General features: G+C 64.2%; 15 protein-coding genes and 1 pseudogene. 10 read left to right on the forward strand and 6 right to left on the reverse strand.

The features are described from left to right. Positions 1–40: 40 nt before the first annotated feature. Positions 41–424, reverse strand: coding sequence for a hypothetical protein (locus VKI00_RS00005; RefSeq protein WP_324434273.1), 384 nt, complete (start codon positions 422–424; stop codon positions 41–43). A gap of 55 nt (positions 425–479) precedes the next feature. Between VKI00_RS00005 and VKI00_RS00010 the strand changes: the two genes are divergently transcribed. The 6 genes from VKI00_RS00010 (at position 480) to VKI00_RS00035 (ending at position 4,114) form a co-directional block, all read left to right on the forward strand. Then, positions 480–758 (forward strand): nitroreductase family protein, encoded by a 279-nt coding sequence (locus VKI00_RS00010; protein ID WP_324434274.1) that lies wholly within the window; start codon positions 480–482, stop codon positions 756–758. Then, positions 755–886, forward strand: a complete 132-nt coding sequence (locus VKI00_RS00015) for a hypothetical protein (protein WP_324434275.1) — start codon at positions 755–757, stop codon at positions 884–886. The genes VKI00_RS00010 and VKI00_RS00015 overlap by 4 nt, the downstream gene beginning before the upstream one ends. Positions 887–1,218: 332 nt before the next feature. Then, positions 1,219–2,091, forward strand: coding sequence for a glycosyltransferase family 4 protein (locus VKI00_RS00020; RefSeq protein WP_324434277.1), 873 nt, complete (start codon positions 1,219–1,221; stop codon positions 2,089–2,091). 60 nt (positions 2,092–2,151) lie between these two features. Further along, on the forward strand, positions 2,152–2,634 hold the full coding sequence (locus tag VKI00_RS00025) for a tyrosine-type recombinase/integrase (RefSeq protein WP_324434279.1): 483 nt from the start codon (positions 2,152–2,154) through the stop codon (positions 2,632–2,634). 539 nt (positions 2,635–3,173) lie between these two features. Further along, entirely contained in the window at positions 3,174–3,392 is a 219-nt protein-coding gene (locus VKI00_RS00030) for a DUF4192 family protein (protein ID WP_414687080.1), read from the forward strand. 476 nt (positions 3,393–3,868) lie between these two features. Then, positions 3,869–4,114: a hypothetical protein gene (locus VKI00_RS00035; RefSeq protein WP_324434281.1), complete on the forward strand. Its 246-nt coding sequence runs from the start codon at positions 3,869–3,871 to the stop codon at positions 4,112–4,114. 251 nt (positions 4,115–4,365) lie between these two features. Here VKI00_RS00035 and VKI00_RS00040 read toward each other — a convergent pair whose 3' ends face one another. Together VKI00_RS00040 and VKI00_RS00045 are read right to left on the reverse strand one after the other, a co-directional pair. Further along, a complete protein-coding gene (locus VKI00_RS00040; RefSeq protein WP_324434283.1) occupies positions 4,366–4,524 on the reverse strand; it encodes a hypothetical protein in 159 nt (52 codons plus the stop codon). 210 nt (positions 4,525–4,734) lie between these two features. Then, on the reverse strand, positions 4,735–5,475 hold the full coding sequence (locus VKI00_RS00045) for an FkbM family methyltransferase (RefSeq protein WP_324434285.1): 741 nt from the start codon (positions 5,473–5,475) through the stop codon (positions 4,735–4,737). A gap of 142 nt (positions 5,476–5,617) precedes the next feature. On the opposite strand from VKI00_RS00045, the pseudogene VKI00_RS00050 reads away from it, so the two are divergent. Further along, positions 5,618–5,683, forward strand: a pseudogene (locus tag VKI00_RS00050) (hypothetical protein); the annotation flags it as partial. A gap of 52 nt (positions 5,684–5,735) precedes the next feature. Beyond that, positions 5,736–5,942, forward strand: a complete 207-nt coding sequence (locus VKI00_RS00055) for a hypothetical protein (protein ID WP_324434286.1) — start codon at positions 5,736–5,738, stop codon at positions 5,940–5,942. On the opposite strand, the gene VKI00_RS00060 is transcribed toward VKI00_RS00055, so the two are convergent. Both VKI00_RS00060 and VKI00_RS00065 read right to left on the reverse strand, forming a co-directional pair. Further along, complete coding sequence (locus VKI00_RS00060; protein WP_324434287.1) at positions 5,912–8,299, reverse strand: ricin-type beta-trefoil lectin domain protein; 2,388 nt, start codon at positions 8,297–8,299, stop codon at positions 5,912–5,914. The two genes, VKI00_RS00055 and VKI00_RS00060, sit on opposite strands and share 31 nt — an antisense overlap. Positions 8,300–9,045: 746 nt before the next feature. Next, positions 9,046–9,540 (reverse strand): DUF6537 domain-containing protein, encoded by a 495-nt coding sequence (locus VKI00_RS00065; RefSeq protein ID WP_324434292.1) that lies wholly within the window; start codon positions 9,538–9,540, stop codon positions 9,046–9,048. A 3-nt stretch (positions 9,541–9,543) separates the two neighbouring features. On the opposite strand from VKI00_RS00065, the gene VKI00_RS00070 reads away from it, so the two are divergent. After that, positions 9,544–9,765 (forward strand): TIGR02391 family protein, encoded by a 222-nt coding sequence (locus tag VKI00_RS00070; RefSeq protein ID WP_324434294.1) that lies wholly within the window; start codon positions 9,544–9,546, stop codon positions 9,763–9,765. A 230-nt stretch (positions 9,766–9,995) separates the two neighbouring features. Here the strand turns inward: VKI00_RS00070 and VKI00_RS00075 are convergent, their stop codons facing one another. Next, complete coding sequence (locus VKI00_RS00075) at positions 9,996–10,121, reverse strand: hypothetical protein (protein ID WP_324434289.1); 126 nt, start codon at positions 10,119–10,121, stop codon at positions 9,996–9,998. A 35-nt stretch (positions 10,122–10,156) separates the two neighbouring features. Between VKI00_RS00075 and VKI00_RS00080 the strand changes: the two genes are divergently transcribed. Continuing rightward, positions 10,157–11,010: YncE family protein (locus tag VKI00_RS00080; RefSeq protein ID WP_324434290.1), on the forward strand; the 854-nt coding region annotated here is incomplete at its 3' end.

Consider the following 11,010-nt stretch of genomic DNA (forward strand, 5'->3'; position numbering starts at 1 on the left):
ATTTGTTGGTGATGTGCAGTGGCGGACTGGTGCCGAATCCTCAAGCGGCTAGCAGGGTTTGGAGGGCGATGTCGGTGAACAGCGTTTGCATGTCGATGCGGATTCGTTCGTAGTCACGGTCGACGCGTGTCCAGTGCGCGGGTTTGCGTCCCATGCGGGGGCTGCGCACCGCGGCGAGGATCGGAGCGATGACCTGGTCGCGGAGGGTGAGCAGGGCGGCGATCGTGCGCGCAGCCAGCGCCGGAACTCGGTGGCGGCGCGTGCGTGCTGGCTTGTCGACGAGCTGTTTGCCTCGCAGTTTGCGCAGGTCGTAGGCCGCTTGGCGGATGCTGTACGGGGCGGCGGAGGTGCCGGTCATGACGCGGACCTTCGCGGCGAACGCGCCCACAGTGAAGCCGTGCGGGGCCGGGGCGAGGGCGAGCACGGCCGACAGCGCGTCACCAGGATCCGGTTGCCCACGAGAAAGGACGCCCGAGGTCGTGAGCGATTACCCCATCGTCGACTTGTCCACCGACGCACTGCTGACCACGACCCGCTCGGTGCGCAAACGTCTCGATTTGACCAAACCCGTTCCCATCGGCCTGATCCGGGAATGCCTGGAGATCGCGGTGCAGGCACCGACGTCGGCCAACGTGCAGAACTGGAGCTTCATCGTGGTCACCGATGCCGAACAGCGTCGCGCGATCGGCGATGTGTACCGCCGCACATGGGACTTGATCGCCGCGTCCCCGAGCACATCGGCGAGGTCCCGGTCTTGATGATCCCGTGCGTCGAGGTCATCGACGGTGACGGCACGCTGACGGGCGAAAACGCCAACCAGTATTGGAGTTCGATCATGCCCGCCAGGTGGAGCTACATGCTCGCCGCGCGTTCTCGGGGCTTGTGAACCACGTGGACCGGGGTGACCATAATGGCCGACGAGGAGATGCGGGCTATCCTCGGCCCTGGGAAGTGTGCATAATTCTCGAGATGAGCTTGAGAGATTCCTGTGTCACTCCAGCAGCGTCTGGCCGTGTGAGGCCGAAAGTTGTGATCCTTTATGACGGAGACGCCCGAGACCCCGCTTCATGGTCGGGTACTCCACGAGGTCTCTCTGACGGGCTCATCTCCCTGGGCGTTGATCTCCATCACGTCAACGCTCGACTGGGGCGACTGCCGCGGCGACTGCTCGAACGTGGTGGGGGGTTGTTGCATCCCGAGCAATGTGCGCTGCAGTCAATGATCGCGCGTAGACAGCTCGCGTCCATCGAGGGCGTCGATGCCGTTATACAAATCGGGACCGGGCTCACGATTCAACCGAACGTTCCCACCGCGACGTACGAGGACATGACGGTCATTCAGCATGAGCGGTACCACGACGAATGGTTCATGGGGTTCGCGAGTCGTGCGCGGCGAGCGTGGAAGCGGCGTCAACGCATTGCATACAAGAACGCATACGCGTGCTGCGTGACGTCAGACTGGGCGGGGAAGTCAATAATTGAAGACTATGCGGTCCCAGCCGAGAAGGTCCATGTAGTGGGCGTGGGCGGCAACCACATCATTTCCGCCCCCACGGATCGTGACTGGTCGGTCCCGCGCTTTCTCATTGTCGCGCAAGACTGGCGCCGAAAGAACGTAGAGCTTGTGGTGAGGACCTTTAGGGAACTGCGCGCAGGGCAGCCAACCGCCACGCTCGACGTCGTGGGTCCCTACTCGGGCGAGGCTGGCCCGGGAGTCTCGCTGCACGGACCGCTTCGATTGGATGTTTCTGCTGAGCGGGGGAGGGTCGACGCGCTCTTTCGACAAAGTACCTGCTACGTCATGCCATCAACCCACGAGGCTTCCGCACTCGTCTTTGTGGAGGCTTCGTGGGCAGGCATTCCTTCAATCGGGACTACGGTCGGAGGCGTCCGTGAACTCATTGGGGACGGCGGGGTCGTCGTCAACCCTGATAAACCGCTGGAGTTACTTGATGCCATGCGACAACTGTCGGCTCCCGCGGCGGCAGCTCACATCGGCGCGCTCGCTCGGCGACATGCCGAGTGGTACACGTGGCCGAGGACAGCAGAACGTATTCTGCAGGCCTTGGGTTGTGCCTTTGACGCTCTGTAACTGACCGGGTGGTCGGCGGCCTGGTGGGATGCGTACCGACAGCTGGCGATATCACCGTGCATGACAACCGGGTGGTCGTGGGGGGGACAAGCGCGGGATAAGGCAGGCGGCAAGACAAAGAACGCCGATCAGACGATCTCGATCGATCGGGTCACCACCGCCGCCCTGCAGCGGTGGCGCGAGATCCAGAACCGCGAACGTGAGTTCTTCGGCAGCGACTACAACCCGGGCAACTATGTGTTCACCTTCGAGGACGGCCGGCCACCTCACCCCGACACCATCAGGCAGCGCTTTGACCGTCTCGCCGCAGCCGCAGGACTACCGCGGATAACATTTCATGATCTGAGGCACTCTTATGCCACCGGGCCGCTTAAAGCCGGGATCAACCCGAAGGTGATCAGCGAGCGGATCGGTCACGCCAACGTCGGATTCTTCCTCCAGACCTATGCCCACGTGATCCGACGCGATGACCGCGACGCCGCAGAACAGGCCGCGGCGTTTCTAATCGGCGACCCCGGCGATCCCAGCGAACACAACAGCTGACCATTAGCGACGCTAATGTTCCCAAATCTGTTCCCAACGGCGATGAAAACGGCCCCCGGAGACGTCTCCGAGGGCCATTTTGCCTGGTAGCGGGGACAGGATTCGAACCTGCGACCTCTGGGTTATGAGCTAACCGGTCACGGTCTCCCCTGGTGCGATCGGTCTCATAGCTGCAGGTCATTCCTGAAGGAGCGGGGCCGGGGCGGGGCCGGTCAAGACCCACGGCTGTGTTGTTTTGGCTCATTTTGCGAGCTTCCTTGTCCTGGCCGGGCGCGTCGAAGTAGGCGTCGGGGTCAAGGCTCGGGCGGAGCCCGACCGCGTGGCGGCCGTAAGGGCCTTGACGGCGACGGCGTTCGGCGCATGCTGTTCAGGGCAGGGAGGTCGAAAAGGCGTGTCCCGCTTTCGGCTTGGGTAGCAAGGTGGTCATTGACGTCTTCAGTAGCGAACGTGGCGCGATGCGTGCGATCCGCAACCTGCACCGCGCCGGGTACGACGCCTGGCAACTCACCTAGATCGGAGAAACACATGATTATCCGGAGGTGGCGCGTAGTTTGCCTGACCCGTGGCGGGGGCTAGCCCTCGGTGTGGTCGGTTTTGGTGCGTATATGAGCGGCGACGGTCCTCGGGCGGGTATCGCCCTGGAGGCTGCGTTGCGCTGCGATCCCGGTAACCGGATGGCCCGGCTTCTGGACACGGCGTTACAGGCCGGGATGCCTCCCGAGACCGTGCGCAAGGTCCTGCACGGAAAGGGCGCATGAGTCATGAAACGAAACAGCGTGGCTCGCCGCCAGATACGGTTAGCTGCGGTGGACGGGGACCTTACTGACCCGCCGCCCGTGCCTCCCGTGTTTGTTCCGGGGCATCGGATCGAAACCGGCGTAAAGCTGTATTTGGCGTTATCCGACGACGGTGCCCGCTGGCTCGTGTCGTCGGTGACCGTTGACGGCTTCCCGTTTGGATCAGATCCTGCCTGATGGGCCGTCGCCCGCTGAATCTGATTGTCAATGCGGCAATCCCGACGAGTGCCAGCGCGCCCACGAATACGCGCGTCGGGTTCCGCTGCCCACCGGCCAGGAATTACTGGTGCTGCTCGCTGCTGCGGTGGCGCGGTATCAGCCGAGACGGACACCATGACGGTTTAACACACCCAACCTTATTTGAGGCCCGCCGGGTTTTCGGCAGGGCTCTAGCTGGCGTTTGCCTGAAACGGCAACCAGGAGAAAGGAAAACAAATATGTCCGAATGCACACCTGTCGACGTGGCGTGGAATTTGCAACCTTTCCGCCCTGTCGCAGCCGCGCCGCTGACCACCGTGAAGGCGGCGATGGCGGTAATGCGGGACGCGGTCGCCACGCTAGAAGCCCAACCTGCCGACCTGGATGCCGGCTACACCGAGGACGAGGTCGCCGCCCAGTACGCGGCGACCGATCGGATCGTCGAAGCGTTCCACCTCCTCGACCGGCTCCTCACCAACAGGTGAGGCGTCCACTTCGTGTACATCTGCTCCGAATTTCCGAATTGGAGGCAAAACCCATGCAATTAGCACTGATCGGCGACGACGGCACAGTCATCGACGTTCGAGAAGCTGGAACCGGATCTCCCAGTCCTCCGTCAGCGGAAAGACGGCGAGCCGCTACTTTGTCGTTGCACTAGTCGCCATAGCCGCACCCTAAGCCGTGGCGTGGGGGCTGCGCGACGGGCAACGGGCTGTCAGTTGAATTTTCGCGGGACTTAGCGCCAGTCCGCTTGGGCGTTGTCGGCCTCGAACTTTGCCGTTACCCTTCGCGGTGTTACCGGGCGGATCTGACCCCACCGCACCAAGCCGTCATCGTCCACGTAATCGAACGTGATCTGCTTCCGGTGCACATCCAAACCGCCTACCATCGTCATCGGGACCTCCTCGAGCTCCTGAAACATTTCATCTGACGCCCATATCATCGTGCGTCTGTGCCGAGGGGGTCCCCCATCACAGTGCGCGGAAGTCGTCATTTTTTTGCGGCCCTTGGGTTCCGAGGAGCGCGTGACCCAACCGTGTTGCAGCTACTCCGCCGCCCGCGCCTCGGGCACCTCGGCGATTGTTCCGCAAGCGATCTTCTTTTATTAAGCGCGCTGCGCCGAGCGTCGGGTCAGGTAGCCTCCCCTCGATAGGTACACGTTCTCGCCCTGCTGCCACTCCTGATCGAAGCCGTTCGAGCCGCAGTAGAAGCTGCGGCTGCAGCCCACCTTCATGCGCTCGTGAAGTTCAATGATCACCGAATCCACCTTGTCGATCCACGCCGAGGTGTCGCTGAAGACCTCGCGCTCGGCGCCTTCGATGTCGATCTTCAAGATGTCGATCCGTGGCAGGCCGTAGTCCGCCATGATCTTGTCGACTGTCATCGCTTGCACCACTTGACAGGTGGCCCCCAAGCCCTCTGACGATTCCTTGGTGTCTGTCATGAAGCCCCACTTCCCGAGTCCGGGGTCGACTAGGTTGATCTCTTCGTTGCGATGCCACAGCGCGGCCTGGATCGGCACGATGTTCGGATAAGGCGCCACGTTCGCCTTCAACAGCTCGAAATTGCTTTGCTCCGGCTCGATCGCGAAGATCCTGGCCTGCGGGTAGCGGTTTGTAAAGTAGATCGAGGCGAGGCCGATGTTGGCTCCAGCATCAACAACCACTTTCGGCGGCGCCTTCACCGAGAAATCGTATTCGCCGTCGAAGAACACCTGCTCGTACGTTGGCACATCGGAGGACAGAACACGCAAGCGGATCGGGTGGCGGCAGTCCGGCCGAATCACTTCCAACAGCTGGATCGAATGCGTCACCCTGCTCCGGAGCGCGAACAGCAGGCCGCGCATCGACAAAGTCTTCAGATAAAGTCTGACCATACAACGATAATCGCTGACACGATCTTTGACCCTAAGAGTCATTTGAACCCCTCTGACAAATCGCCCGCAACGGCCAGCACTGCGAGCATGCTCACACTATCCCGCGTGACAGGGTATCGGCACCGGCGAACGGGAAAACAACGAACCTTATGGTGTGGATTGGTCCACGCCGGTGGCATGATTCGAAAAAGCCATGGCCACCATCCGGGCGTTATGGTGGCAGGTCCCCGATGGTGGAGCAGACCATCGCCGCTACCGTCCTCGCCGGCGGCGAGCTGCCGTTCACGCTGCGCGCGAACCCGCTCAACGTGACCCCATGCCTGAAAGGCACAGCCGCCGGGGCGGTCACGTTCGCCGCGTCCAAGCCCGACAAGCCTTTTGTGATTAAAAGCGTCGGTGATCGTGATTACCACCACTGCTGGTTCGAACCGCCGTAACACGTCCACAGGTCCAACTGAGTGCCCTCGGTGGTGTTGAACGCGGGATCGTCCAGGCACTTGCCGGACGACGGGTTGACCAGTTCCCCGTTGACGGCCAGCCACTGCTGGTTGGCGCCGCCGTTGCAGGTCCACTCCTCGATCAGGGCGCCGTTGGCCGTGCTCGCGTTCGTGATGTCCAGGCAATTGCCGTTGATGGTGACGGTGCCGTTGCTCTGCATGATCCAGCTCTGCGAGGACGCGTTGCCATTGCAGTCCCACAGCTGGATCTTGGTGCCGTTCGCGCTGGAGCCACCGTTGGCGTCCACGCACTTGGCCGTATCCACGCCCGCCACGATCGGCCCGGTCCGGGTGGCCGAGCCGACGGGCGTGACCGACAGGTTGTCGAACTGGTCGGTCTGGTAGCCGGACGTGCCGAACCCGACCATGCCCGAGGCGTAGCTGGCGTCCGTGACCGTGCCCACCGTGGTCCCGTTGATGGCCGCGGAGATGCTGGAGCCGTTGAACGTCAGCGCCAGGTGCTGCCAGGTCCCGGTGCCGGGCGCGGTGACCGTGCCGCTGGCCAGCGTGGTCAGCCCGCCGCCCTTGCTGTTGCGCACGATGGACCAGGCCCCGGTGTCACTGAGCTGGAGGTAGTAGTCGTTGATGTTGGCCGGGGCGAACGACGCGTCCTGGGCCCCCACCCGGCCGAGAAGCTGCACCGCGCCCGCCGACGACATCAGCGCGTCCGCAGACACGGTGTAGTTGGCCCAGCTCAGGTCGCCGCCGATGGTGTACGGCATGGCGTTGTTGGCCCACACGATGGGCTGGGTGGCCGCCTGCTGCTGCAAGCAGTCCCCGGACCGGCCGCCCGCGCACGGCTCGACCTCGAACGCACCCTGCTGCTGGGACAGGTACGTCGGCTGCTGGCCGACCGTGTCGCTGTCGAAGCTGTCGGAGTAGGGCAGGCTCAGCGTGCTCTGGGCCGGGCTGGCGGCGGTGCCCTTGCCCTGGCCGCTGGTGGTGGTCAGCGTGTAGATGTAGCCGGGCTGCACGGTGAGCGAGTACGTGCCGTTCACCGGGGTGATACTGGCCTGCTGGGCGAACGTGTTGGCCGCGGTGGGCGCGGCCACGTCGGTAGACCACACGTGCACGGCAGAAGTGGACAGCCCACCGGACACGGTTACGTTCACGGTCTGCGCGGCGGTGGCCGTGGTCGTCTCGATGATCGTGGAGTAGTCGGTGCCGTCGGTGGACTTCAGCGAGACGTAGCTGCCGTTGGATTCCGACCCGCCCAGGTAGCCGGACCCGGAGTTCAGGAACTGCCAGCCGGGTGCGGTGAACTGGGTCACCTGGGCGGTGGCCCACAGGCTCTCGCCCACGCTGTAGGCCCCGGACCAGGGCTGGTTGGCCAGGACCAGCCCGTCGGCCTGGAAGGGCAGGTCCGGGTAGATCGCGGCTACCACCGGCCAGTTGATGTACGCGGCCAGACCGCCGGCCACGTAGCCCCGGACGATCCAGCGGATCAGCGCGGGAGCGCCGGAGTTCAGGTCCGCGGAGCCGTGCTCGCTGGCCCACAACGGCTTGCCGGTACCTGCCGCGGCGGTGCGGCCGAACGCGTCCTTGGCCGCGCAACTGTCCGCGCACGGGTAGTGCACGCCGATGACGGAGACCGCGTTGGCGAACGTGGAGTTGTCCGCGATGTCGGTGGCGATGCTCCAGTCCTTGTCCGCCCCGACGATCTGCACGGCCGAGTAGCCATCCGCGTTCAGCGTGGAGCGGAGCTGCTCGTACCAGGAGATGTTGTAGCCGCGCTCGTTCCAGCCGCCCAGGTAGTTGATGGTCAGCCCGTGCGAGGCCGCGCAGCCCAGCCACGCCACCAGGTAGTTGATCATGTCGGTGGACCAGAAGCTCCCGCCGCCGATCCACCCGGGCGCGCCCCAGGCCAGCCCGTACAGCTCGATGTTCGGATTCAAGGCTTTAGCCTGCCCCATCAGCCACCACTCGTAGCCGTTCGAGCAGTTGATCGAGCCCGAGGTGTGCTCGATCGAGGACTCCGAGCCGTCGGTGGAGTTCGTATCCCCGCCGATCTCGACCTTGAGGATCTGCAGGTCAGCGCCGTATCCGGGTTTGAAGAGGTAATCCAGGATCTGCTGCCGCTGAGCGGCGGGGTAGTCGGTGAGCAGGCGGGTGTTGCCGCCACCGCTGAGCGCCCCGACGCCGCCGAACGTCCGCCCGGCGCTGGTGCCGTTGACGATGATCGCGTTCTGCGCGGCGGTCTTGGGCCCCGCGCAGGCGAGGCCGAACGCCGCTCCGAACAGCACGACGACCGCGAGGACCAGGTACCGCGATAAGCCGGCCGGCCGGACTGCGCGCATGACTGACTGCCCTTCCACCCGGTGAGCCGTTACAAAGCGCGGCGGCACGGAAAGCCGTCGCGCGATGCCCAGAAACCGGCCACAGCGCATGGTCGGGTCTGAGGGAAAGATAGCATAGTAAACTAACTTACATTCAGGCACCGGGAACACCACTCGTCAAGGCCAGATTTCTGGTGTCGGGCTTGGTGAGCTGTCAAGTTGGTTTCTACTCAACTGCTTTGCTTCGAACCTGGGATGATCTATCTGGACGGTTCCCTCGCCGGGCCTCAAATTGTGCTCAACGGTAGGGCAGTGACTGTCAAAGCCACGCCGCGACGCGGTTGGCTCCAAACCGAGCATTGACAGCCACCGCGCCACCGCGCAAACCGGCCTCTACCAGCGAGAGAGTGGTGTTGTGTGGTGATGCGCAGTAGCCGATGGAGGCACGTCGAACTGCACTCCCGCGCTCCGTGCCTCTTACTAACCGTGGCCTGTAGGATGCGCGCAGGCAAACCCACGGCGATGGTGCCGCTGTTCCCTATCGAGTGAGCTGTCCAGCTGATACCGCAGTTGATACCGCAGCACTTCCAGACCCGTCCAGCTCCGGCCAACGCGACAAGCGATATCGACGCAGCTAATCCGAAAATAATGGTGACCCGTATGGGGTTTACGCCGCTGGGGTGAGGGTGACGGTGTAGCCGAGGGCCTCCAGTTGGCGAATGTGGTTGCGCTTCTTGGTGTCTGAGTTGACGTGGCGGGTGAAGTGATCAGCGCCGAGATCGGTGAATACGGCCTGTTCGTCGGACAGCAGGTGCCACACGATCACGAGGATCGAGCGACCGACGGCGACGATGGCCCGTTTCTTGCCGCGGCGTTTGGCGATACGGCGGTAACGCTCCCCGAGGAACGAGTCGGTCCTGCCGGCCACGACCGCGGACTCGCCCAGGACGCGGGCGAGGTAGCGGTTGCCGTGTCCGCTGGAGCCGTTGCCCTTGGACTTGCCGGCCGAGGAGCAGATACCGGAGCTGGTAGGACACCCGCGCTCGCGCCCCGAACACCTTGTGCACCTGCATATCGATGCTCTCGTCAAGAGATAGCCGCGGTACCTCGTACTCGTCCTTGTAGGCCATCAGCTTGTATAGATACCGGGCGACAGCCAAGGCGAAGCCTTCATTGCCGGGAACGCGGGCAGCTTCGGCAGCACGAACCATCTCGACGAAGTCTGCGTACCGTCGTGCGTAACTAACATTCTGGTAGGCAATGAGATCTGCGACGCGGCGTCACGCCGGTTCCACGGTGACAACGGTGAGCAGGTAGCGACGATGGATCTGTTTTCCGGCGCCATCGGCGCCTTCAAGAATCCGTCCAGCCACCGAACAGTCGACTTCGCCGATCCTGTCGAAGCCGCGGAGATCGTTCAACTTGCGAACCTGTTGCTGCGCCTCGTGCGCCGCGCCGAAACCCGGATCGCAGCGGGCGGCACCTAGACCGCCGATTTGGGCTTGACGGCCCGCCGCCAGGAGGTATGCACCTGGATCCAGGTCTGGGCGCGACCCGCTCTCGTCGGCCCAGGCAGTCAGCACACAAAAAGCGTAATCAGGCCCAGGCGATCGCGATGAAAGTCAGCCGGCGCGATGATCGCGGGGCTGCTGCTGTCGTCGGGCCGGCCCGGCGCGCCTGGGAGGTGCTCGGAGGTCGCCCCGCTCGAACAGATCAGCTAGCCCATGCCCGCGAATTGGCCCATCAGATCAGCGACGCGCTTGGGCGCCCTCACCGGCTGGTCCGAGTGCTCGACGACAACGAACTCGACGAACTCGAATACCGTGGTAGGTGCCAGGCGCACACTAAAAAAAACAAAAGACGACCAGGAGAGCGCATATGACCGCCAGCGGCGATGATCAACCAACCGGAGAACGCTCGCGGCTCGTGCGGACACCGGTGGTCACCGGCATGCTGGCGGCCACCGCTGTCGTAGTGTTGGCCGTGTTCCTATCTGGATGTCGAGGTCCGTCCGGAGGTCCGGGTCCTTACAGCGTCACCGCCACCGTGCCCGTCGGCAAGGGCCCGCAAGGGGTGGCGGCGGATCCGGACACCCACACCGTCTACGTCACCAACGCCAACGGCGACACGGTGTCGGTGATCGACGGCTCGACGCGCACCGTGAGGGCCACCGTGCCCGTCGGCAAGGGCCCGTGGGGGGTGGCGGTGGATCCGGGCCCCCACACCGTCTACGTCACCAACAACGGCGACAACACGGTGTCGGTGATTGACGGCTCGACGCGCACGGTGACCGCCACCGTGCCCGTCGGCAAGGACCCGGGCGGGGTGGCGGTGGACCCGGGCCCCCACGCCGTCTACGTCACCAACAACGGCGACAACACGGTGTCGGTGATCGACGGCTCGACGCGCACCGTGACCGCCACCGTGCCCGTCGGCAAGGGCCCGTGGGGGGTGGCGGTGGACCCGGGCCCCCACACCGTCTACGTCACCAACGTCAACGGCGACAACACGGTGTCGGTGATTGACGGCTCGACGCGCACCGTGACCGCCACCGTGCCCGTCGGCAAGGAGCCGGGCGCGGTGGACCCGGGCCCCCACACCGTCTACGTCAGCAACAACGGCGACTACACGGTGTCGGTGATCGACGGCTCGACGCGCACCGTGACCGCCACCGTGCCCGTCGGCAAGGGCCCGTGGGGGGTGGCGGTGGACCCGGGCCCCCACACCGTCTA

Source organism: Mycobacterium sp., from assembly GCF_035314665.1.
Taxonomy (GTDB): domain Bacteria; phylum Actinomycetota; class Actinomycetes; order Mycobacteriales; family Mycobacteriaceae; genus Mycobacterium.